This window comes from Rhodopirellula europaea 6C (assembly GCF_000338295.1).
GTDB lineage: Bacteria > Planctomycetota > Planctomycetia > Pirellulales > Pirellulaceae > Rhodopirellula > Rhodopirellula europaea.
Window position 1 is genome coordinate 26,892 of the sequence record NZ_ANMO01000102.1, and the last position, 22,848, is coordinate 49,739.

15 protein-coding genes are annotated in these 22,848 nt (G+C 55.9%); 10 read left to right on the plus strand and 5 right to left on the minus strand.

Going from position 1 to position 22,848, the window contains the following annotated elements:
* Window positions 1-723: 723 nt before the first annotated feature.
* The 4 genes from RE6C_RS09840 to RE6C_RS09855 are packed head-to-tail and all read left to right on the plus strand — an operon-like array spanning window position 724 to window position 5,762.
* Window positions 724-2,334 (plus strand): hypothetical protein, encoded by a 1,611-nt coding sequence (locus tag RE6C_RS09840; protein ID WP_008656156.1) that lies wholly within the window; start codon window positions 724-726, stop codon window positions 2,332-2,334.
* Between the two features lie 12 nt (window positions 2,335-2,346).
* Window positions 2,347-3,417: a hypothetical protein gene (locus tag RE6C_RS09845; RefSeq protein WP_008656158.1), complete on the plus strand. Its 1,071-nt coding sequence runs from the start codon at window positions 2,347-2,349 to the stop codon at window positions 3,415-3,417.
* Between the two features lie 58 nt (window positions 3,418-3,475).
* Window positions 3,476-3,721, plus strand: a complete 246-nt coding sequence (gene rpmA / locus RE6C_RS09850; protein ID WP_007327901.1) for a 50S ribosomal protein L27 — start codon at window positions 3,476-3,478, stop codon at window positions 3,719-3,721.
* 25 nt (window positions 3,722-3,746) lie between these two features.
* The gene (locus RE6C_RS09855) at window positions 3,747-5,762 is read left to right on the plus strand and encodes an ATP-dependent helicase (RefSeq protein ID WP_008656162.1); all 2,016 of its coding nucleotides are present in this window, start codon (window positions 3,747-3,749) and stop codon (window positions 5,760-5,762) included.
* A gap of 287 nt (window positions 5,763-6,049) precedes the next feature.
* On the opposite strand, the gene RE6C_RS09860 is transcribed toward RE6C_RS09855, so the two are convergent.
* Genes RE6C_RS09860 through RE6C_RS09870 form a run of 3 tightly spaced genes read right to left on the minus strand, consistent with a single transcriptional unit; the run spans window position 6,050 to window position 9,257 of the window.
* Window positions 6,050-7,540, minus strand: coding sequence for a sulfatase (locus RE6C_RS09860; protein ID WP_039961729.1), 1,491 nt, complete (start codon window positions 7,538-7,540; stop codon window positions 6,050-6,052).
* Between the two features lie 47 nt (window positions 7,541-7,587).
* Window positions 7,588-8,664: an oxidoreductase family protein gene (locus RE6C_RS09865; protein WP_008656164.1), complete on the minus strand. Its 1,077-nt coding sequence runs from the start codon at window positions 8,662-8,664 to the stop codon at window positions 7,588-7,590.
* Window positions 8,661-9,257, minus strand: coding sequence for a peroxiredoxin-like family protein (locus RE6C_RS09870; RefSeq protein WP_008656165.1), 597 nt, complete (start codon window positions 9,255-9,257; stop codon window positions 8,661-8,663). Before RE6C_RS09870 ends, RE6C_RS09865 begins: the two co-directional genes overlap by 4 nt.
* Window positions 9,258-9,397: 140 nt before the next feature.
* On the opposite strand from RE6C_RS09870, the gene mch reads away from it, so the two are divergent.
* Genes mch through RE6C_RS09885 form a run of 3 tightly spaced genes read left to right on the plus strand, consistent with a single transcriptional unit; the run spans window position 9,398 to window position 13,141 of the window.
* On the plus strand, window positions 9,398-10,399 hold the full coding sequence (mch, locus tag RE6C_RS09875; RefSeq protein WP_008656166.1) for a methenyltetrahydromethanopterin cyclohydrolase: 1,002 nt from the start codon (window positions 9,398-9,400) through the stop codon (window positions 10,397-10,399).
* Complete coding sequence (locus RE6C_RS09880) at window positions 10,396-11,403, plus strand: ATP-grasp domain-containing protein (protein WP_008656168.1); 1,008 nt, start codon at window positions 10,396-10,398, stop codon at window positions 11,401-11,403. The genes mch and RE6C_RS09880 overlap by 4 nt, the downstream gene beginning before the upstream one ends.
* Window positions 11,396-13,141, plus strand: a complete 1,746-nt coding sequence (locus RE6C_RS09885; RefSeq protein WP_008656169.1) for a fatty acid CoA ligase family protein — start codon at window positions 11,396-11,398, stop codon at window positions 13,139-13,141. Before RE6C_RS09880 ends, RE6C_RS09885 begins: the two co-directional genes overlap by 8 nt.
* Window positions 13,142-13,168: 27 nt before the next feature.
* Here RE6C_RS09885 and RE6C_RS09890 read toward each other — a convergent pair whose 3' ends face one another.
* Window positions 13,169-14,722 carry an anthranilate synthase component I family protein gene (locus RE6C_RS09890; protein WP_008656170.1) on the minus strand — a complete coding sequence of 518 codons (1,554 nt, stop codon included), beginning with the start codon at window positions 14,720-14,722 and terminating at the stop codon, window positions 13,169-13,171.
* 22 nt (window positions 14,723-14,744) lie between these two features.
* Window positions 14,745-17,324 carry an ATP-dependent Clp protease ATP-binding subunit gene (locus RE6C_RS09895; RefSeq protein ID WP_008663795.1) on the minus strand — a complete coding sequence of 860 codons (2,580 nt, stop codon included), beginning with the start codon at window positions 17,322-17,324 and terminating at the stop codon, window positions 14,745-14,747.
* A gap of 407 nt (window positions 17,325-17,731) precedes the next feature.
* On the opposite strand from RE6C_RS09895, the gene arsS reads away from it, so the two are divergent.
* The 3 genes from arsS (at window position 17,732) to RE6C_RS09915 (ending at window position 22,845) form a co-directional block, all read left to right on the plus strand.
* Window positions 17,732-18,730: an arsenosugar biosynthesis radical SAM (seleno)protein ArsS gene (gene arsS / locus RE6C_RS09905; protein WP_008656175.1), complete on the plus strand. Its 999-nt coding sequence runs from the start codon at window positions 17,732-17,734 to the stop codon at window positions 18,728-18,730.
* A gap of 94 nt (window positions 18,731-18,824) precedes the next feature.
* On the plus strand, window positions 18,825-19,913 hold the full coding sequence (locus RE6C_RS09910) for a methyltransferase domain-containing protein (RefSeq protein ID WP_008656176.1): 1,089 nt from the start codon (window positions 18,825-18,827) through the stop codon (window positions 19,911-19,913).
* 184 nt (window positions 19,914-20,097) lie between these two features.
* Window positions 20,098-22,845: a hypothetical protein gene (locus RE6C_RS09915; protein WP_008656177.1), complete on the plus strand. Its 2,748-nt coding sequence runs from the start codon at window positions 20,098-20,100 to the stop codon at window positions 22,843-22,845.
* Window positions 22,846-22,848: the final 3 nt, after the last annotated feature.

The window sequence follows — 22,848 nt, forward strand, 5'->3', positions numbered from 1 at the left end:
ATGCGACCCCGGCGGGTCGTCAGCACGTCAATCCAATTTGCCCGGAGGTCGCCTTATCCATAAGACGATCGGTTAGATCGGGCGGGGAGACTTTGTCTCTGGAACCACCAAGAAGGGGGCTCTCAAAAACCATCCAATTTCTCACCACCGTCTCTTCCGGCGCGACTCCGTGCCACGCCAGTTGAAGAAAACCGAGCATCAGAGCACTGAATTTCGGCAGACTTCGTGGGCTGTACTGATTAGAGCGTGTGATCTCGTCGAGAGTTCGCTGAGACCACCGTTGATAGCGAAAAAGACGAGTTTTTTCGTCTCCGACACGTCGCCAAGTTTCCCTCGTTGACCCAATGTCAAACCGATAGTGAACCTGTCGAAATGCGCGGCTACCCTGCCCAAATCAGGACGGAGGGTCACTAGTGAAAGTTTCAGGCCAAACGATGCTCCCAAAGTCGAAAATCGCATTTGACTTTGCAAGTGTCCCGCAAAACGCTTGGTTTTCGCTGGCACAAAATTTTTGAGCACGCGGCAAGTGTCCTTGTCGCTGTCAAAAAAGTGCAAAGTTTACAATCAGTTTGAAACTTTGGCGGTCTCACAATGAGAAAGCCGGCAAGAAGGACGAGATCGGATCAACCGCGAGAACCGGTCGAGCCGATTGAACAGATTGAGACCGCTGCTGCGATGCGGTCGCGCGATTTTCGACTCTGCCGCCAATCCGCTGAATAGATCATGACGAATTCGACTTCCAAACGTGTCACTCCGAATTCTTCGCCCGCATCTCGCCGTGCGTTCCTGGGACGCTTGGTCGCAATCGGCGGCATAGCAGGAACCTTAGGAACGAGCCAAATCGCCTCCGCGGCAGGTTCATCGACGAACGACGTGATTCTTCGGCCGCGTCTCGACCTCGGGCTCTACCGCGTTCGAATGGAGATGGACGTAAAAGGCAACGTCAATCTGACGAAGGATCCGTTGCTCGCATTGACGGCGAAACCGAGTACCAAACAGCAATTGCCGATCACGGCGAAAGTCGCATTGGACTACGAAGAGCGTTATCTGCGACCCAAAAATGCCGATATGGAATCGCCAATCATTGCCGCCGAACGGCACTACCACTCGGCTCAGGGTGTGAGCCGGTTGAGCCGGATGGATCAGACCACCGAATTGCGTGACAATTTGGGCCTCGTGGTGGCTCGTCGTGACACATTGCCGGAGGCGATTTATGCCTCCGACGATTACTTGAATCACGACGAATTGGATCTCCTGCGGACCCCCATCGCCAGCGTCGCTCTGGACCGACTTCTGCCGACTCAAACGTTGTCGATTGGCGAAAAGGTCGCGTTGGATTCGAATGATTTGGCATCGGCTTTCAACCTGAGTGGCGTGGTCAAAAGCGACGTCGAAATCAGTTTGGTTTCCAACGATGCCAGCAACGCGAAGTTGCAGTTTCAAGGAAAGATGGATGGTTCGGTCAGTGGTGTTCCGACGCAATTGCGAGTGTTGGGCAAATTGACATTCCAGCATTCCACTCGGACCGTCACTTGGGCGGCAGTCGCGATCCACGAGACTCGCGAAATTGGAATGGCGGAACCTGGATTCGACGTCACCGCGACGATTCGAATGATCCGCAAACCGCTTGAGAAACCTCAGGTTTTGCCCGCTTCCGCGGTCGCCGTCGACTTTGACTCGCCGCCACCATCGGACCGAATGCTGATGGCAGTGGATTGCGAGAAAATCGGCGTCAACGCGCTTCTGGACCGTCGTTGGCGGATCATGCAGGACGGCGCCGGACAGGCGATCCTGCGAATGATTGAGAACGAGCAAAGCATCGCTCAGTGCAATCTGCGGTCGCTGCCGCGTCTTCCGGAAGGCAATCAGTTGACGCTGGAGGCATTCGAAGCCGACGTTCAGCGAACTTTGGACAAGCAGCTCGACCAATTGGTGCGGTCCGAAGAGCAGTTGTCTGACTCCGGCCTGCGAGTTTTGCACGTCACTGCGACGGGCGAAGTCGAGGGGATTCCGATCCAGTGGATCATGATGCACTTCAGTGACGATTCGGGTCGCCGCGTCCAGGCCACCCTGACGATGGAAGGCGACAGCGTGAATGATTTAAGCGGATCGGACGTCCAATTGGCGGCATCGTTGCAGTGGTCCGGCCCGGCGGTCACCGCGGGCGAGGAAATCGAGCTGGATCCAGCAGAAAAATCCGGCTTGGACGGCACGGAAACAGCTTCCTCGGCCGGTCAGCAATTAAGATTAGAGCCGGCTGACCTGGTTGCTCCGAGCAAAAATCGTCCGGAGCACGTAATCTCAGCCAGTGACCTTCCCACGACCAAGCGTTAACGACGGCTTTTCATGTCAATCATCGCCACACGAACTCGATCTTTGGACGCCTCTTCGGCCGGCTTGCCGCCGCGGTGGGGCTGGACCGGCGTGATGGCGCGATGGAGCCAAAAATCGATCGTCGCTGTCGCGATGTGCGTTTCGGCGAGCACCATTTGTGGCTCCGCACACGCACAAGAGGCTGCTCCGTCGGCCAAGGTGCAAACTGAATTCGCACCGGGAGTTGTGACCGCGATTCCACCGGCTCCGGATCCGAAGGAAACCTTCGATGGTCCACTGACGCTGAAATCGATTATCAACAGCCATCCCGAGATCGCTTGGCAGAGCGACAATCATCCCAACGGCGAGCCTCATTTCGAGCCACGCTCGCGCACGCTGGAAGAAATGGCGAAGCAAGTGATTTTGCGTCGCGAAATCTTTTGCTTTGAGTTTTCGTTCAAACCACTTCGCCAGATGTACCTCGATCTGCCTCGTCCTGACGGCCGATTGCAACGCAAATTGGTGCATTACATGGTGTATCGCGTTCGTTACCGCGGCGGCGATTTGCGTCCCGCCGTTGACGATCCGGACAATCCGATCTACCAGCGAATCGAATCGGTCAGCTACAGCTCCCGCCGGTTCTTTCCGATGTTGGTGCTGAGGGATCACGAAAGCGATCGCAGTTATGTCGATCAAATTCTGCCGATCGCCCGCGATCGCATCGCGATTCGTGAGCAAATCACCGCTCCACTGCACAATTCGGTCGATATCAGCACGGTCAAAATTCCACGAACCTCCGACGAGAGCGCACCTGGCGTTTGGGGGGTGGCGACTTGGGTGGACGTGGAACCCGGTTTGGATTTCTTCTCAATCGACGTGTTCGGTTTGACGAATGCATTCGAACAGGACGGTGAAGGCGAAGACGCACCGTATCGCCGCAAAGCGTTGACGTTGAACTTCTATCGCCCTGGCGACAGAATGGACCAAACGGAAGATCGCGTTCGCTTTGGCGTGCCCGCGTATTCGGATCCGGAAGAGCAAAAATACATGCTGGATCAATATGGGCTGGAACAACGACTTGATTACACGTGGACGTTCCGCTAACCTCTCGCCCTCTCAAAAATCTACAACCATTTCTCACTGATCAAAACGCAGAACTTCGATGGCACACAAAAAGGGTCAGGGCAGCAGCCGCAACGGTCGTGACAGCAACGCTCAACGTCGTGGTGTCAAGAAATTCGGCGGTGAAGCCGTTATCGCCGGCAACATTTTGGTCCGTCAGGTTGGAACGAAGTTCCATCCAGGTGCCGGTGTTGGAATGGGCAACGACTACACCTTGTTCGCATTGGTCGACGGCAAAGTCCGTTTTGACCGCGAAGGTCGTCGCGTCAACATTGACGTTGCCTGAATAAAAACCGGCTGACTCTTCTTCCTTGAGCACGTTTGATGTTGCGGGTCTGAACCCGCCGCAAGCCAAAGCGGTGCAGACGTTGTCTGGCCCGCTTCTGGTGCTCGCCGGTGCTGGCACGGGAAAAACCCGCGTCGTGACGTTTCGCATTGCGAATCTGATCAAGCACGGCGTGAAGCCTGATCGCATCTTGGCGGTGACGTTCACCAACAAAGCGGCTGGTGAAATGCAGGATCGCGTCGGCGAACTGCTGGGCTACAAGAATCAAAAACGTAAACGTGGCCAAAAGGGCCCGCCGAAGCCCACCATCAGCACGTTCCATGCTCAGTGCGTGAGGATCCTCCGCGAGCATGCGCCCGCGATCGGATTTCCCGCGACTTTCGCGATCTATGACCGCAGTGACCAAGAGTCGCTCGCGCGGGCGATTCTGCGTGAGTTGCGGTTGCCGAACACGGCTTTAAAACCCGGTGACATGCTTTCGATCATCAGTGGTTGGAAGAGTGCGTCCGTGTTTCCGGAACAAGCGATGAGCATCGCGAGCACCGACAAAGAGCATTTCGCAGCGTCTGGTTACCGCCGATATCAAAACGGTCTGCGTGCTCGCGGGGCGATGGATTTTGACGATCTGCTGCTGCACACTGAGACGTTGTTCGCCGAGCACACCGACATTCGCGATCGCGAAGCGGGCAAGTATGACCACGTCTTGGTTGACGAATATCAAGACACCAACGGCAGTCAGTACCGGATCACCAAGCACCTGACTGAGGTGCATCGGAACCTTTGCGTCGTCGGCGACGATGATCAATCGATCTATGCGTGGCGCGGTGCGGACGTGTCGCACATCCTTAGCTTCAGCAAGGATTGGCCGGACGCGGAAGTGGTTTGGTTGGAAGACAACTATCGCAGCACCGGTGCCATCCTTGAGATGGCCAACACGCTGATTGATTTCAACACGGTTCGTCACGACAAGGTGCTCAAGCCGTTTCGCCCATCAGGCAAGCGTCCTCGGATTGTGCAGCACAAGGATGAGCAAGCTGAGGCCGAGACGGTCGTTCGTGAGATCAAGCACCTGATTGAAAACGAACACATCCAGCCCAAAGACATCGCCATCCTGTTTCGCACCAACGAACAGCCTCGTTTGTTCGAGACGGAACTGCGAAAGCATGATGTGCCGTACGTGATGTTGGGTAGCCAGTCGTTCTTTGACCGACGTGAAGTCCGTGACATCGTTGCGTATCTGAAATGGATCAATCAGCCCGACGATGAGATCTCGCTGTTGCGCGTGATCAACACGCCCGCTCGCGGACTGAGTAACAAGTCCGTGCGGATGTTGGTCGATCGCGCCGTGTCGAAGGGCATCCCCGTTTGGCAGGTGATGAACGATCCTGAATCGGTTGCGGATCTGACCCCGGCGGCTCTTCGGGGGATCGATCAGCTGAAGCAATTGCTGGGCGATGTGCAGCAACGGTTGGCGAACGAAACGATGCGGGAGGGTCTGGAGACGCTGTTGCAGCGGACCGCCTACGCCGATGAAATCGCTCGGCTTTACGATCAACCCGATGAGCGTGAATCGCGCATGGCATCGATCGGCGAAGTCGCCAACGCGGTCGCGGCTTACGAGGACAAGAATGAAGAGCCTGATTTGTCGGGTTTCTTGTCCGACATCGCATTGGCCGGTCGAGAGATGGGCAGCGAAAAGGACAAGTTGGCAATGAAGAACGCGGTTTGGTTGTTGACCATGCACGCGGCCAAAGGATTGGAGTTCCCGGTCGTTTACATGGTCGGGATGGAAGATGGCATCCTGCCTCACAGTCGAACGCTGAAAGGCGGGATGGAAGAAGACATCGCCGAAGAGCGGCGTTTGTGTTACGTCGGCATCACACGCGCCCAAGATCAGTTGACGATGTCGCTGGCTTTGACGCGTCGCAAATGGGGCAAGCCTCGTCCGACCAAGCCGAGCATGTTCCTGTACGAGATCACCGGGCAGGCCGACAATCCAAACAAGTATCGCAAGCGGAAACAGGGCGCGTCACGGTCGTAACGTGTGGAGTTGAAGACGTTGCTTCAGCGATCGTTTGTTCTTCAGAAGATCGTTCGGCTTTGGCTCGGGGAAGGTAACACGCGCCGCTTCCCGTGCTCGGCCCTCACCCTCGCGTACGCCTGAACGGCGTCGCTCGACCTCTCCCCAAACTTCGTTTCGGGAGAGGTGCACCGTGTGTAAATCAGCCGGAAAGCGGCATCAAAAAACTGCACGACCTCAGGGAGGGTGATGGTGAAATGTCTGACGATACGAACTAAGAAGCCGCACGATTCCTTCAACAACGGCGATCAGTCCTGGAAGGGATGCCAAGGCTGTTGCCCATATTTGGACTGTAGGAATTTCGCGTCGACTTCTTTGTACCAGCGATGCAGGCGGTCTCTCATCGCCGCAACTCGTTCGGCGTTTTGCTCGGCGACATCGTTGAGTTCGCCGATGTCTTCTTTCAGGTTGTAAAGGTGCACTCGGCCGTCTTCGTAGCGTTCAACCAGCTTCCAATCCCCTTCGCGAATGGCGCCGCCGGGGAAGCCGCCTTGGTTGCTGTAGTGAGGGTAGTGCCAGTACAGCGATTCGCGATCGAGGGTTGGTTCGCCACGAAGCAATGGTTTCAATGACACACCGTCAACGATCTTTTCCGCGGGTGGCGATTGGCCACAAAGATCCAAAATGGTCGGATAGAAATCGATGCTGCAAACGGGTTCGCCGCTGGTCGTTCCTGGCTTTGTGATTCCCGGAGCACGAATCATGAACGCCTCGCGGATTCCACCTTCGTAGACCCAACCCTTGCCACCTCGCAGCGGCAGGTTCGAGGTTGGCCAGCCTTCGGAGGTGCTCAGGCCACCGTTGTCGGAGGTCAAGATCACGATGGTTTCTTCGGTGAGTCCCAGGTCATCGATTTGCTTGAGCACACGGCCGACAGCCTGGTCCATTGCCTCGACCATCGCCGCGTAGGTGGCATGGTTTTGCAGGTGACGCACCGGTCGTCCTTCCCACTCAGCCTTTCCCCAAACCTTTTCCTCTTCTCCAAAAGCTTCTTTGTCGGTCAGGCCGAGACGCTTGGCTTTGTCTTTGTATTTCTGCACCAGTTCGGGCGGAGCCATCAACGGAGTGTGGACGCTGTAGAACGACAGGTACGTGAGGAACGGTTCGTCTTTGTGTTGCTCGATGAACTTGGAGGCTTCTTTGGCAAGGCGATCTGGAAGGTGTTCGCCGGTGGTGTTGTCTTCGAGACGCGGATTTTCGAACGGAGAAAAGTATCGTTTGCCGCTGTATGGACCGCCGGCGTTGTGACCGCCTTGGTTGACATCAAAACCTTGGTGTTCGGGCCAGTATTCTTCGGATGGTCCGAGGTGCCATTTGCCAGCGAAGAAGGTGGCGTAGCCAGATGACTTGAGTGATTCAGCAAGCGTGGTTTCTTCCAGTGGCATCCGGTTGTTCAGCGGCGCGGGCCGGAACTTGCCTGGGCGGGTGCCGGTGAAGAAATTGGTCGCGTCGACGCGAGTTGGATACTTGCCGGTCAGGATGCTGTATCGGGTGGGGCTGCAGACCGGGTTGGCGGCGTAGCCGTCCGTGAATCGCATGCCCGATTTCGACAATTGGTCGATGTTGGGTGTCTCGTAAAACGTGTCCGGGTTGTTCGCACCAATGTCCATGTAGCCAAGGTCATCGACCAAGAAGAACACCACGTTAGGCGGCGACTTTTCATCTCCACTAGCTAGCGTGGATGTTGCGACTGCAAGGAGCGGCAACAGTGCCATGGAAAGGAATGTGCGGTTCAACATGTCACAGAGTTCCGGTTGTGTCTGGCAAGAGGCGGGCGACGTGAATTTTAGTCGCTATTGGAGTGACCGTGCTGGTCGTCCAATGAATCCAAGGCGATGTCGACCATGCGGCGAGAGTATCCCGTCAGTTTCGCGTGTCCGGGACACCATCCTTCTAAGAAGCGAACAAAGTCCGCCCAAGCGACCGGGTACAGTTTACGCCAGGAAATTTCCAGTGACGTGAATTCGACTTGCTCGATGCCGCGAGTTGACATTGCGTCGCGCAACACTTCGAAGTAGGTCGCGAGATAGCGTGATTCATTGCGTTGGCATTCCGATTCACTGACGCAGCTGCTCAGGAAATAAGCGACGTCTTTCATGCCGCAGCCTCGACCAACGTATTGGAAATCCACCATGGCGGGCGGCCGGTGTGACTTGGTCGCGAAACACATGTTCGCGACTTTTGCATCGCCATGAACCAGCGTTTGAAACTCGCTCTGATTCAATCGGTCGTCCAGTTTATTCGCGGCATCTTTGAGTTCTCCCGCCGGCATCGCGTCGAATTCATCGGGGCGAGTCGACAGGTGCCAGTAAGTGCCAATGGGCCAAAGGTCTTTCCATTGATCGGATTGTTCCGCCGTGTGCAGGAAGCTCGCGTGAAAATTCGCGAGCCATCGAAGTCCTTGGTCGACCCCCGTCGCATCGAGACCGTGGTGTCGGATCGGATATCCTGCTTGATCAAGGTCTTCGAGAACCATGATCTGCCCCGACGGCAAGTCTGCTTGCGCGAGGCACTCGGCGACTCGGCAGGATTCGTCGCATCGGCTGGCGTGATGAGAATAGAAGGCCGATTCCACTTCGTAGGATCGAAGTTTGCGATTGTGAGATTGGGATGTGTTCCATCCGCGAGGGTGACCGCCGCCCTGCTCTTCCAAAGCGGGCGGCGAGATTTGCTTGACGATGACGCTGGTGAATTCGCTCGCCTCCGTGGTCGACGCCGGATTCAGCCAATTGGATTGCTTCAGTTGGACTCGCAGGATTTGTCCGTAACCACTCCAGAGTGTTTGGACGTGGCGGACCTCTTCGATCGAAGTGGATCCGGAGATTTCTTGCAGCCAATCGGCCGATTCGGGCGTCAGTGTCAAAGTTGATCCAGAATGGTGGTCGCTGCCGTGCGACCTCGGTGAGTTCGACTGATATTCACGAAGTCAATCTTGCCATCTTTGCCGATAACGATGGTGGTTGGGTAGGCGGTTTCGTGAGGAGCATCCCAGCGAAGGCCATATGCGCTGACAAGTTTGTAGTCCGGATCCAACAACATCGTGAACGGGGCGGGCAGTTTGGTGTCCTTGAGGAAGTCTTTCGACTTCGCCTTCAGTTCTGCCGCGGGACCCGGGTAGACCAACAAAACTTCTGTGTTGCGTGCCTGGAAGTAATGGGCATGCCGGATCAAGTCGGCGACCTGGCCAGCACACGCGGGGCACTGGCGGCCGGGAAAGCCTCGCAGGATTGCGATGACCACCGGGCCTTCGCCGGTGATTTCGCTGAGGCGAACGGTGTCGGAACGTTTTCCCGCGGCCACCTCCAATTCGAAGTCCTGGGCCATGTGGCCGACCTCGGGTTCGGATCGAACGATTTTGAGTGTCGATTCGACGGCAGTTGCGGTGCCAATACAGAAAACGTTGCTTGTCGCAGCAACAGCCAGCGTAATCGCCAGCCAATTGGGCTTGGAAGTCATTGTGTCGTCTCATTTTGGGGCAGAAAGATCAACGCACTTGTGCACGCATAAATGGCGTGTTCAAAATGAGCATCGGTTCTCCGCAGTGCACCGCTTGAGGGCCAATCGTCAATCCTGAGCGGGGTCGCTAGATTGGTCGCATGAAATCCGCGACACCCGACGATCTTCCCCGAACCGGAGTGAAGCCTGATCTTTCCCGGTCAGCGTCTCAATGCTTTGAATCCTTGTGGAGCCGGGCGATTGAGTTGCGTTCTGTGCCGCTGACGATCGCTGGAGCACGTGTTTTGGACGCCGGTGTGACGTGCAGTGGATCTTTGGAAGCGGGGCTTGGGCTAGCCAGGCTTTGTTTGGGTGATTTGGCGAATGTCCGGTATGTGCCGGCGACTGCCGACGATTTGGTTGGCTTGTCAGTGGCGATCCAAACGGACCATCCGGTACTGTCCTGCCTGGGTGGCCAATACGCTGGTTGGCCGGTTTCGGTCGACGACTACTTCGCGATGGCGAGTGGGCCGATGCGGTGCTTGCGTGGTAAAGAAGCCATGCTGGAAGAACTGCAGCTTTCACGTACGGCAAACGAAGGTGAATTCGCGGTTGGGGTTTTAGAGTCCGACAAATTGCCCGGCGATGACGTCATGGAAGCGATCGCGGACGAGTGTGGCGTCGACCCCAGTCGTCTGTGCTTGGCGGTTGCTCCGAGCACGAGCATTGCCGGCAGCGCCCAGGTGGTGTCGCGAAGCGTCGAGACCGCCCTGCACAAGTTGCACGCGTTGGAGTTCGACGTGACCCGTGTTGTGTCCGCTCATGGCGACGCACCACTGCCTCCTCCCGCGAAGAAAGGCGATACGATCGGTGGGATCGGGCGAACCAACGACGCGATGCTCTACGGTGCTCGGGTATCGCTTTGGGTCGATGCGGAGGACGACGCGATCGAAAGCGTTGCGGCAAAGGTACCGAGTGAATCCTCCGAGGATCACGGGCGACCCTTCGCGGAAATCTTCAAAGAGTACGAATACGATTTCTATCGAGTCGACCCAATGCTGTTCAGTCCCGCCGTTGTGACGATCCACTCGTTGCAATCGGGAAGAACGTGGCGTCATGGTCAGATCAGCCTCGACGTCATGCGAAAATCGTTCGGGCTATGAGTCGCGAAAGTGTGTTGGTGCTGGGCGGGCGAGATGCGTTGGTTGGGGCATCTCGTTCACAACCGCTCGGCCGAGCCGCGACGTTGGGATGGCATTTGTCCGAGCTGCAAGCCGCGGCTTCGCGTCGGTCGGTTCAACTTCACTTCGCCGACTACGAATCGTTGCGAAGTCAAATCGGTCGCAAGGCAGATTTGGAATCGCTGCATTCTGATTCGCTGCATTCGACAGTGTGGTGCCAACGGCACGATGGATCGGATTCGAGTGAGCGATCTTTGGATGACTTCGGTGCCATTCTGACTCGCACCATGCCGGCTGGATCATTGGAACAGATCACGTTTCGGTTGGCGGTGTTGCATGATTTCGTCCGACGGCAGAGCCGGTTGAGAACGACTGCGATCGTCAATCCTCCGGCCGCGTTGGAGCTTGCCATCGACAAGTTCGCAACCTTGGCTCGCGTGAAGTCGCTCGGTATTTCGACACCCGCAACGCATGTCGTGCAATCCCGAGTTGCGGCGATGCAGGCTTTTGAAGAGTTGGGCGGTGACGTTGTGGTCAAACCAATCTTTGGCGGCGAAGGTCGCGGTGTCATGCGAGTTTGCGACACGGAACTTGCCTGGACCACGTTCTCGACTCTCACGCAAATGAACGCGGTTTGTTACGTTCAGCAGTTCGTGCCTCCCGGCGGGGTCGACTTGCGAATGCTCATTGTTGGCGAGCACGCTCATGCGATCCGTCGTCGCAGCAATTCCGACTTCCGTACCAATGTTCGAGGCGGCGGTCAAAGCGAGCTGGTTCCAATGCAGGCATGTTTGGAACAATCGGCTCGGCTTGTTTGCGAGGACTTTGGATTGAAGCTCGCCGCGGTCGATTGGTTGGAGACAGACTCGGGTGAATTGCAATTGATTGAGGTCAACGGAATTCCCGGTTGGAAGGGAGCCCAGCGAGTCGTGCAAGAATCGATCGCGGATCAAATTCTCGAAGTTTTGGTGAGTGAAAATGAGTGATGGTCCATGCGGTCGAGAGTCGTCTCAGGTCCTCGCCGAAACCGCGGGCTCATCCGGCAACGTTGCGTCGCGACTGACCGCAATCGCGAAAATATTGCCTGGTGCGATCGCCATCGCGGAACCCTCTGGACCCGCCAAGCGGGATGGATCGGATCGTGACTACGCGCTGACAACGTTCAAGACGTTGGACGAACGAAGCACTCAGACCGCTCGAGGATTGTTGGCCTCGGGAATCGAACCTGGCATGCGTATGGTCAGCTTGGTTCCCTTTGGAGCCCAGTTCATCGAGCTCGTTTTCGCGATGATGAAGGCCGGCGTCGTGGTCGTGCTGATTGATCCCGGGATGGACCGAAAACACCTGATCGGATGTTTGCAGGAAGTGAACCCGGATGGCTTTTTGGGGATCCCAAAAGCACAGGCAATCAGAACGATTCTGCGAAGCAAATTTCCCAATGCGAAACGCAACATCACGGTGGGGCGGCGTTGGTTCTGGGGTGGCAAAACGCTCAAGCAGATTTTGGAGCTGGGTAACCAAAATCCCTCGCTGTCACTTCCCGATGTTCAGACGCTCGACGATGCGGCGGTGATCTTCACAACAGGCAGTACCGGGCCGCCCAAAGGCGTCGCCTACACGCATCAAACCTTTCATGCCCAGATCGATCGAATTCGCAGCCGCTACGAGATTCGCCAAGGCTCACGCGATTTGGCGTGCTTTCCCTTGTTTGGTTTGTTCGATGCGGTGATGGGAGTGACGACGGTCATTCCTGACATGGATCCCACACGACCCGCTGATGTGGATCCGCAGAAGTTGATTCAGGCGGCGCGACAATGGGAAGTGGATCAATCGTTCGGTTCACCTGCACTTTGGAAAACGGTCACACGGTGGTGCGAAGCGAACGCGGTCGGACGACCATTTCCAACTTTGAAACGCGTTCTGTCGGCAGGGGCACCCGTTCCAGCGGCGACGCTGCAATCGCTTCGACGATTCGTTCACGAAGACGCCAAAATCGAGACGCCGTACGGAGCGACCGAGGCGCTACCAATCGCTTCCATCGAATCGCGAGCTGTCATCTCGGAAACCGGTCCAGCAGCATCGAAAGGCAAAGGTGTTTGTGTTGGTTCTCGGTTTGACGGTGTGCAGTGGAAAGTGATCGAAATCGATGATGGTCCAATCGCAAACATCGATGAAACCAAAGAGTTGCCACGGGGCAAGATCGGTGAGTTGATCGTGAGTGGGCCGATGGTGACTCGGCGATATGTCACGCGAGCGGACCAAAACGCTCTGCACAAAGTGCATGATGAGTCAGGCGATACTGCCGAACAGTTTTGGCATCGGATGGGTGATGTTGGTTACCTCGACGATCAAGATCGTTTTTGGTTTTGCGGTCGAAAAGCACATCGGATCGTATCGGCCAAGCGTACGTTTTTCACGATTCCATGTGAGTCGGTTTTCAACGTGGATGAACAAGTCGATAAATGCGCATTGGTCGGCGTTGGAAAGCCGGGTGAGCAGACGCCGGTGTTGGTCGTTCAGCCCATCGACCTGACCATCGGTGGCGATACCAGTCGAGCGAAGGAATTGGAGGCGAGGCTTCGCGATCGAGCAGCTCGTAATCCGCTGACGCAGCGGATCGATCGTTTTGTCATTCGTGATCAACCGCTACCGGTCGACATCCGGCACAACAGCAAGATTTTCCGCGAAAAGTTGGCTGCGGAATTGAATGGCGACATCCAGTGAATGGAGGCTGGATGTTTCGAAGGATCGTTAGCTTTCCGTCGGTCGAATCGCACGCAATAGACCAGCAGCTTTGGTCCATGTTTCTTCGAGTTCGCTTTGCGGTTCGCTGCGAGCGGTGACGCCTCCGCCGACGGGAAAGTGCCAGTGGCCGTCTCGCTGGGTGACGGTTCGAATCAAGATGTTGAAATCCGCGTTGCCGGAAACGCTGATGTACCCGATCGATCCGCAGTAGGCTCCGCGTGGTTGCCCTTCGAGTCGGGCGATGGTTTTCATCGCTTCGATTTTGGGAGCACCAGTGATGCTTCCACCGGGGAAACAAGCTGCCAACAGCTCGCTGATTGTGACGTCGTCACGCAAGTCGCCTTGGACGGTCGACACTAGGTGTTGAACACTTTGGTAGCGTTCAATTTCGCAAAGTCCGGAGACGCGAACGCTATCGTCTTTGCAGGCGATGGAAAGATCGTTTCGCATCAGATCCACGATCATGATGTTCTCGGCTCGGTCCTTGGCACTGCCGCCGAGAACCTGAGCCAAGCGTTCGTCTTCGATCTCATCTCCGGTGCGCGGCACGGTTCCTTTGATTGGGCGAGTGACAACGTGGCGATCACGCACCTGCAGAAAACCTTCCGGTGAGGAGCTCAGGATTTGCTCGTTGCCGACATCAAAGAAGGCTGAATAAGGTGCCGGGTTTGATCGGCGCAAACGACCGTAGAGTTCTTCGGCGTCGCAAGTCGCGGGATGCGAAAGCGTCTGAGCAAGATTGACTTGGAATGAGTCACCCGCACGGATTCGGTCGATGATCTCGGCGACCGCCTCGACGTAGCGTTGCGAGTCGATGTTGCTTCGGACACCAGACTCTTTGGTCGGATGGCCTGTTGATTCTGAGTTTTGGTTCGGTGGCGGTGAGCTGGCAACAGAATGTTCGGTCGTCGAGTTCAAGCGTTCCAGCGCTTCTTCACCACGGCGGCGAGCTCTTTCAGGATCTGCCTTCAGCGAGCCATCCAGGCCGTTGCTGATCAAGGTTGCTTCGCCGGAGGAATGGTCCACCGCGATGGTCCAGTCGTAGATTCCGATCGCCATTCCAAGTTGAGGTCGACCGCCTAAGAAGCTCTCAGGCATTCGGGTCGTTGGTTCCAACCACCAGGCCGCTTCGTACGGAATCAGCCCCGCCAGCCCGCCGCAAAAGGGAGGCAGTTCGGGAGAGTGGCCGAAGTCCGCGATTCGAGAACACCAATTGTGGAGTTTGGGCCACGGATCGGGATCTGTGAGGGAGGCATTGAGCCAGCCGACCGGGTCCGCTGCCAGGAACGAGTATCGTCCTCGGTCGTGCTCGTGGTCGGACGCTGAGTCGAACCAGAGCCGATGTTTCGTTCCCGCGAGCCTTCCGAACAGGTCTTCCAGGTCACTGACCCGGCCGAGCGAATGCGTCCACAGAGCGATCTTTTGTTTGTTGATAGCGGAGTGGGCTTTCTTGGCAGTCTGCTGCATCGCGATCAATCGGGATCGAAAATTTGCCCGAGTGATATCGGGCCATTGGTGCAAAAAAAATGCCTCGGCGAGGGTTGGCTCGCCGAGGCACACTGATTGTCATTCGCGGAGCGAACTACGATTCATCGGACTTCGATTGATCGTCGCTGCTGGCGGCAGGTACCGTTTCCTCTTCGGAATCGCTTTCTGCCCAGCCGCGGCTTTCGCCTTCGAAGTTCAGACGCGTGATCTTGCCACTGTCGTCTTTGTGAACGTCGATGATGATCGTGTCCTTGCCTTCGAAAGCACCACGCAGCAATTCTTCGCCGAGTGGGTCTTCGATGCGTTGCTCGATCGCACGACGAAGTGGACGAGCCCCGTAATCGAGGTTGCTGCCTTTCTTGATCAAGAACTCCTTCGCTTCGTCGCTCAAGTCGATGGCCAAGCCACGGTCGAGCAAACGTTCGCGAACCTTCGACAGTTCGAAGTCGATCACGCCCTTCAGGTCGGTCGTGGTCAAGTGACGGAAGATGATCGTGTCGTCCAAACGGTTCAGGAACTCAGGTCGGAAGACGCGTTCGATTTGGTCCATCACGCGAGACTTCATCGAGTCGTAGCTCGCATCGCCGTCGGGTTTTTGGAAACCGAATGCCGATTCGTTCTTGATCGCTTCCGCACCCGCGTTGGTGGTCATGATCAAGATCGTGTTTCGGAAGTCGACGTTACGTCCGAACGAATCCGTCAGGCGACCTTCTTCCATGACTTGCAACAACATGTTGAAGACATCGGGGTGAGCCTTTTCGATTTCGTCGAACAGCACGACCGCGTACGGACGCCGGCGAATCTTCTCGGTGAGCTGACCACCTTCTTCGTAACCCACGAATCCGGGAGGGGCACCGATCAGACGGCTGACGTTGTGTTTCTCCATGTACTCGGACATGTCGATGTGCACCAACGCATCGGCGTCACCGAACATGTATTCAGCAAGAGCCTTGGCGAGCAACGTTTTACCGACACCGGTTGGACCAGCGAAGATAAACGATCCGGTTGGACGCTTGGGGTCTTTCAATCCCGAGCGACTTCGGCGCACTGCCTTGGCAACTGCCGTGACAGCTTGGCTTTGACTGACGACGCGTTTGTGCAGTTCTTCTTCCATCTTCAGCAGACGCAGGGAGTCTTCTGTTGACAGTCGAGTCAATGGAATGCCCGTCATCTTGCTGACGACTTCTGCGATGATTTCTTCGTCGACGACGCCATCGGTTTGCTGACTCTTTTCACGCCACTCTTGGGTGATCTGCTCTTTCTTCTTGCGAAGCTTTTCAGCTTGATCACGCAGGTTGGCGGCTTTTTCGAAGTCTTGGTTGGCAACCGCGTCTTCTTTGTCTTTGTTCAGCGTTTCGACTTGTTCGTCGATCTCTTTCAAGTCTGGTGGACGAGTCATGGTGCGAAGACGCACGCGAGCACCCGCTTCATCGATCACGTCGATGGCCTTGTCAGGCAAGCAACGGGCGGTGATGTAGCGTTCGCTCATTTCGACGGCCGCTACAACGGCGTCGTCGGTGAATTGAACGCGGTGGTGCTCTTCGTAACGTTCACGCAATCCTTTGAGGATCTCGATGGTTTCCGTCTTGCCGGTAGGCTCGACCATGATTTCTTGGAAACGACGCGCCAGCGCGTTGTCCTTTTCGATGTACTTGCGGTACTCGTCCAGGGTCGTCGCACCGATGCACTGGATTTCGCCCCGAGCCAAGGCTGGCTTCAGAACGTTGGCAGCGTCGATCGCGCCTTCCGCACCACCGGCACCGACCAGCGTGTGAAGTTCGTCGATGAAGAGAATCGTGTTCTTGACGCGACGCACTTCGGTCATGACCGCTTTGATACGTTCTTCGAATTGACCGCGGTACTTGGTACCAGCGACCATCATCGCCAAGTCGAGAACGACGATGCGTTTCTCGGCCAAGATTTCAGGCACTTCGCCGCCAACGACGCGTTGTGCAAAGCCTTCGATGATGGCGGTTTTACCGACACCAGCTTCGCCCAACAGGACGGGGTTGTTCTTGGTACGACGGCAAAGGATTTGGATGGCGCGTTCGATTTCTCGTTCGCGGCCGATGACTGGATCCAGTTCGCCTTTCTTTGCCAGTTCGGTCAGGTCGCGGCCAAAGCTGTCCAGGGCAGGAGTCTTGCTCTTGCCGCTCTTGCTGCTTCCGCTTCCGCCGCTGCTGCCTTCGCCATCGCCACCACGGCCACCGCGTTCGCCAACTTCAGCGCCTTCGAGCCCGTGTCCGAGCAAGTTGAGGACTTCTTCGCGGACGTCTTCCAGCTTCAGACCCAAGTTCATCAGAACCTGAGCGGCGACGCCTTCTTGCTCACGCAGCAAACCCAGCAAAATGTGCTCGGTGCCGACGTAGCTGTGATTGAGATTGCGAGCTTCTTCCATCGAGTATTCGATGACTTTCTTCGCACGTGGTGTCTGTGGCAATTTGCCAACGGTCACCATTTCAGGCCCGCTTTGCACCAATTTCTCGACCTCGAGGCGAATTTTTCGCAGATCGACCTCGAGATTTTTCAATACGTTGGCAGCAACGCCGCTGCCCTCTTTCACCAAACCCAACAAAATGTGTTCAGTGCCGATGTATTCGTGATTGAATCGTTGAGCCTCTTGGTTAGCCAATTGCATGACTTTCCTGGCTCGGTCAGTAAACCGTTCGTACATATTCTCCGTCCCTTAGACCAGACCGACTGTCAAACTGGCGAATCTTTCGACCCGATGTTTCCCTACGCAAACCGTACGCCACAAGTCACCCACAAGACGAGGGAAGTCACGTTCCGTCGCCTCAAAAACCAATCAATTGCAGGGAAAATCGATTCGCAAATGCAATTCGCGAAAACGAGCTTCGACGCACAACCGGCCGGTTCCCCATACCGTGCTCACTTCATCCTACCGTTTTGTCCCAACAACGGGGATAGGACTTCGTTGGTCATCTTGTACGTTGGAACCGCTTTGATGGTTTCCATTTCGGCTTTGTCGACCTCAGTGCTCGAACTGTGCTGTTGTCGATGACGGATCGTACGATTTGAATCGGTCGTGCCGGCACCCAATATTCCCTGGAGAATGCACCTGTGACGAGTTTGCTACCGATTGTGAATGAAGGTCTACCCACCGGATTGGTGCCGACATTCGCATCTCGGGTCGCAGGTGGGGCTCTCTGGCGCAACCAATTGAACCAGTTGCAGATCAACCTCGGCAAACTTTGCAATCAAACGTGCACCCACTGTCACGTGGACGCCGGTCCGACCAAGAAACGCGAAAACATGGACGACCGCACGGCGGATCGTTTGCTGGAGTTGGTGGAGGAGTGCTCGTCGATCACCACGGTTGATTTGACCGGCGGCGCACCGGAGATGAACCCGAATTTCCAACGGCTGGCCGCCGCGTTTCGAGCAGCGGGGCTGCGTGTAATCGACCGATGCAATCTCACAATTCTCAGCGAGCCCGGTTTTGATTGGGTGGCTGATTTTTTGGCCGAGCACGAAATCGATGTCGTGGCGTCACTGCCTTGTTACTTGGAAGACAATGTTGACGGGCAACGCGGCGGCGGCGTGTTTGGACGCAGCATCGATGGGCTGGTGAAATTGAATGAACTCGGGTATCGCCGCGGCAGTGACACGCATCGGCTGGATTTGGTCTACAACCCCACCGGACCGTCGCTTCCGCCGGATCAAGCCAAATTAGAAGCCGACTATCGCCGCGAATTGGCCGCTCGGTACGGGATCGAGTTCGGCAGTTTGCTGACAATCACCAACATTCCGATCCGTCGCTACGCCCAGTACCTTCAGAAACGTGGTTTGTTGGACGACTATCTGCGGTTGCTGTCGGATAACTTCAATCCAAATGCCACGGATGAAGTGATGTGCCGATCGCTGGTGTCCGTCAGCTGGGATGGCCAAATTTTCGATTGTGATTTCAACCAGATGATTGGTTTGTCTCAGAAACCTCGCACGGTTTGGTCCATCGAATCACTGGACGAGCTGGTCGACCAACCGATCGCTTTGGCCGATCACTGCTATGGATGCACCGCCGGTGCCGGCAGTGGTTGTGGCGGCGCACTGCTCCACTGATAGCAACCCCCTTTTCTACCAATACAGTTTTCGCCTGATCCGTTTGTCTTTCCCCGCAGTACACCGCACCCTGAAGTAACCCGCAATGTCGTCAATGAATGTGGAAGCCGCTGTCCGTGAACGCTATGCCCAAGCAGCCCATGAGCGCGAGGCCGAACTTTGTTGCCCGGTCGACTACGACGCGAAGTACCTGAAAGTCATTCCGCAAGAAGTCATCGATCGCGACTACGGTTGCGGTGACCCATCAAAGTACGTTCGTCCCGGTGAGACGGTCTTGGATCTTGGCAGCGGCGGCGGAAAGATTTGTTTCATCGCCTCGCAAGTGGTGGGCGAGCACGGTCATGTGATCGGTGTCGACATGAACGATGACATGCTCACGCTGGCTCGCGATTCGCAACCCAAGGTTGCCGAAGCGATCGGTTACGACAACATCACGTTTCGCAAAGGCAAAATCCAAGATCTCGCGATCGATCGAGATGAAGTCCAGGACTACCTGAAGCAACATCCGGTGACCGACGATGCTGGCCTGCGTGCACTGGAGGCGTACCTTGCCGAGCAGCGTCGCGAGTCGCCCATGATTGATGACGAAACGATCGATGTCGTGGTCAGCAACTGCGTGTTGAACTTGGTCGACGCCGATGAAAAGGAGTTGTTGTTCGACGAGATCTTTCGCGTTCTGCGACCTGGCGGGCGAGCGGTGATCAGTGACATCGTTTGCGACGAAGAGGTTCCCGAGGCGATGCAAGCGGATCCGGAATTGTGGAGCGGCTGCATCTCGGGTGCATACAAGTTGTCAGCGTTCTTGGAAGCGTTCGAAAACGCGGGCTTCGAAGACATACAAATTGCGGTCCTGCAAACTGAACCGTGGCGAGTCGTCGAAGGCATCGCGTTTCGATCGATGACCGTGATCGCAACTCGCCCCGATGAGGATGCTCTTCAGTCCGGCGATGTTTCGGCGAGTGGATACCAACGGGTTTATCGTGGTCCGTTCAAGTACGTGTGTGATGACGCCGGTCGAATGTACACGCGCGGTGAGGTATGCACCGATGAACTCGCCGAAGCGGCGTCGCGGGAAACCATCGCCGATCAATTCGCGGTCTACACCAGCGACTCAAACGCAAAGCCCAAAAGCTTCTCCCTGCCAACCGCAACCGACTGCTGTTCCGGCGACAGTTGCTGTTGAGCCGTTCGGCTGGCTTGTTTGATCTCAGCTTCCCATTGTCTCGCTTTGGTGGGGTTGGTGTGCCACCCTGCGGCGATCGTTGAGTTAGAATGTTCGGACGAACGCAGGGAGTGGCGGATGCTGGTGTCGATGACGTGGCAACACCCCTGCGCAGGCGAATCGAACGCAGGCGGAATTGTTGGGCATGTCAAAATCGGAGTTGAAATCGAGCGGAAAGACCAAGAGTCGACTTTTGTTGAAGGTCTTGCTGTTAACGCTGGTACTGATTGCCATCGTGGTTGGTGGCATCGGCTTGTATCTCTATCAGGCGGAGCAAAACCGGTTGGCAGCTTCGGCGGCTTCGTCTGCCGCCATGGCCGAACGGATGAAACTGCAGGCCGAGCTGATGAGGTATCGGGACGAATCCAAGGTGACTCTGAAGGATCTGGAGTCGGAGGAATTCGTGGCATGTCTCGACCAGATTCCGATCGATGAGGAAACTCAAAAGTTGCGGCTTCGCGATGCGGTGAAGGCGCGGACGAAAGTCGACCCCCATCTGAAGACGGCATTGCTGGATGTGTTCAATGCCCCGCTGGTCGGCGACCGAACTCCCGTTCGGTACGCGGATCTGGTCGATGAATTCGCGAGCGATATCGATTTGATGCTGGAACGTTTTGTCGCGCGCAATCAGCAAAGTGAAAATGTCGAGCGTGTCAAAACGGCCCTTCGCCAGTGCTTGTTGGACGGATTCCGTTTCGAGCATCCGTCTGAAAAGGTCCTCGAGACAGTGAAGGCGGCGGAGACGCTTGGGGATCCGATTGTTCTTTTTGCGTTGTTCAAAACGGATGCCGGAGTTTCCTACGAGAAGAAGTGGGAGCGAGTGACAACCGCATCGGATCGCATCGCTGAATCGCCAGAATTGTTCGATCCGATGTTCGTCGCGATGGTGCACGTGGACGCGTTACGGTTTCATGCCGACGACAGAACCTCAGATGAGTACGATGCGGCCGTGCAACGGTATCTTTCCGCTTGGCCTGCGGCCTGGCAGGAAGCGGCCAGGAGAAAACCAAGTGTTGGACGCGATCATATTTGTCTGAGTTCATTGTTCTTATCGCTTGGGCTTTTGAACTCCATTGCTCAGATGGATCTGGTCGAGGCATTGGTCTCCGTCGAGCAACCGAAAGTTCCCACGTACGTCGTTCATCACATCGTTGGGCAGCTATTTCGCGAAGTTGCGTGGGATCATCGCGGTACAAAGTTCGTATCGGATACGGATGCCTCTGCGATGGAGATGTTCGACAAACTTGCAACGATCGCCTCATCGCACGCGGTCGAAGCTTATTTGCTGCGACCGGAGTTGGCTTGGTTGGCTCGGCAACCATTGAAGCTGCAAATGGCCAATGGCAGCACTCCCCTGTCCGTGCATCATTGGTTCAGGCTGGCACTGAGCGGGCACATTGATCATCAATCCGCCTACTCGGACTACAGCTTGGCATTGATGCCTCGATGGGGCGGAAGCGAAGATTGGCAAAAGAACATCGCAAATAAATGTCTCGAGACGGAGACAGAAGATGGGGTGGTTGAGCTGCGTTCCAACGTTTTCATGGATGACTATCTGATGCGTCGCACGCCCGATGTCACGATGGTCGACGATCCGGCGAATCTATCGTGGGCGAAACGTTCCATTGCTGCCTGGAGCAAATTCAATCAGAGCAACCGAACATATGGGTTCGGGATACGCGGTGCCGAGCTTGCCCTGCAAATTCTTTGGGAAGCAGGGCAGTTTGAGGATGTCTCTGAACTATTGGAAGTTCTTGGTCCCCGTACCGAACAGATCAACTGGGGAACACGCAACATGAACGAGGAGGAAGTGCGTTTCATTTGCAAGATGGCCGACGGCCCCGCTTACTTGTGGTGGATGCCGATTCAACAGCGACTGGTGTTCAATAGCGAAAGGTTGAATGACACCAATACGTCGGCTCTGCACTTGAGTTTGGATGCGTTGGAGACCGTTTGGCTTGATGATCAAAGTTTCGTTGCGTCACGATTTCCCGGGCTATCGGACGAAGAGATCGAGTCGAAGCGTGCCTACGCCAAACAAATCTTGGACAACCGGCGAACCCAGTTGAATCTCTTGGAACGGTACCATCGCGGCGAGATGATTCACTTCACCACCAACGAATTGGCTGCCAGTTTCACCCCAATCGGCACGCCCGAAAGTGTGGAGTTGCGTTCCAGTGCGAAGTGCCATCAGGACGCGATGCAAATGGCACGTGAGTTCGAAGACTTGGATGCGAATGAATTGGCCGATGCCGAAGCGGACGGCGGATCTGAGGTGCCGCAAAACGAAACGCTCGATGAGATTGCTGACGTCGCAGGCGGTTTTCGGGTGGCGACCGATTGGCTGGATTATACGTTCCTGCTTCGGAATCAGATTCGGTATCCGCTGCCAGCCACCTATGAAGTCACTGTCACGTTCATCGAAGCGCCCAGGTCGCCACACGGGGTGAGTCTGCTTTGTGGTCCCGATGGACTGGGCGGGCTGATGAACGAGTTGCGGGGAACGCAAATTCGTTTCTCACCCGGGGGTGAGTTCCTTCTGACCGATGAGCTCCCCGAGCGTTGGGGACGTACGCCCATCTTCCGCCAATGGATTTTGAAGGGGACCAAGAAACGAACGCGGCGATTGCGACTGGATATTGGCGAAAGTGGCTACCGAATCTTCGTCGATGGGGAGCAACTTCACGAGAGGGAAACCTCGCTCCAAACGAACGGTCTGTTCCAAGTCGGCTGTGCCAGTTCACGTCGCTTTGATCAAACGCCTGGCATACCACACGTTTTTAATGTTTATGACTTTCGTGTGCAGAAATTGGAGGAACCTCCCTTTCCAGATGCACCAAGTTACGACTCTGAATTCTTGGATTGGGAAGCTGGTTCGGATGGATTTCTTTGAACA